2 protein-coding genes are annotated in these 1,094 nt (G+C 58.9%); both read left to right on the top strand.

Features of this window, described 5'->3' with window-relative positions:
- Positions 1-316 precede the first annotated feature (316 nt).
- Positions 317-784 (top strand): GNAT family N-acetyltransferase, encoded by a 468-nt coding sequence (locus UU7_RS17055; RefSeq protein ID WP_007810621.1) that lies wholly within the window; start codon positions 317-319, stop codon positions 782-784.
- 24 nt (positions 785-808) lie between these two features.
- A partial coding sequence (locus UU7_RS17050) for a hypothetical protein (RefSeq protein WP_007810620.1) occupies positions 809-1,094 on the top strand: 286 nt, incomplete at its 3' end.

Raw genomic sequence — 1,094 nt, 5'->3', positions numbered from 1 at the left:
GACGATAGTCGGGGATCGGTCAGGGGAAGTGGGCAGGTTCACTGAACCGCTTTGCTGCTCGGCTGCGAGACATGGGGGACATGGCTCATCAGATTCACGAACCGTCTTTCGGGTCGGGCTCGGCCGTGCCTTCCTGATTAGCCACTTTCCGTTGTCGATCGGCTCGATCGCGATGCAGGCATTCCGCCAATTAACGGGACGTGGCTAATTAAATTCCAATTGAATGGGACGTGGCTAATTAGATTTTCCCGATGTCTGGCAGGGCGGGCCATCCGCCGGGAATAATTGGCTACTCCCTTTTTTTGGAAAGGGAAAAATGATGAAGATCGTGACACTCGATTCGCTGGATGCCCAATCCCGTGTGTTCCTGGCCGACATGCTGGACGATCCGGTGCTGCGAGCGTCCCTGTTTGGTGGCAGCGGACACATCAGTGCGTGGCATGCTGAGCGAATCTGGTCGCACGCCGTTGATGATGAGACAAGATGGCTGGTGCGTTGCGTAGAGTCGCAGCGCATTGTCGGAGGCATCGGTGTCGTGCGCGAAGAGGTGCGTTTGTTCGTGCGCTCCGATCTCCAAGGCCAGGGCTATGGCCGCGCATCTCTCGCTGCGTTGCTGCAGTTGCGCCAAACACTCGGGGTTTGGCCCAACTTGAGTGCGTGGACGGTACGCGAGAACCGCGCAGCGCGGCTGGCGTTCGAGGCTGCGCACTGGCGGGAACTCGGCCTGCGCCGGCAAGGTGGTGGGCTACCGACCTTGGTGCACTATTGCAGTTCGCTCGTTTGATCAACCACGTCTGAGGAGTAAGTCATGGACGCACCCCAGGAAGAAGTGAAGGTAAAACACGACCCGGCGTTGACGAAGGACACCTGGTGGCACAGCTTCAACGCGGATGGCGGGGAAGCCGGCTACGTCGCCACATCGGATTTGGAGGAGCTACCGTCGGAGGTCCAGGTTGCGCTCGGACTGTTCGTGTGTGATTTCAAGGGCCTGGATGAAGAGGCGGTCAACTGGAACGTCACCCACGTAAGCAAGAACGGCATGTCTCGATTGAGCGGCCCCAAGTTGCTCAAAGGTGGCCAGCGTTCGGGCAACA

Source organism: Rhodanobacter spathiphylli B39 (genome assembly GCF_000264295.1).
Lineage (GTDB): Bacteria > Pseudomonadota > Gammaproteobacteria > Xanthomonadales > Rhodanobacteraceae > Rhodanobacter > Rhodanobacter spathiphylli.
The sequence above is the reverse complement of the archived record's forward strand: the minus strand, read 5'-3'. Positions and strand labels throughout refer to the sequence as shown.

Excerpts from the sequence above, each read along its gene's own strand:
- UU7_RS17055 (WP_007810621.1), top strand. The coding sequence starts at position 317 with ATGATGAAGATCGTGACACTCGATTCGCTGGATGCCCAATCCCGTGTG.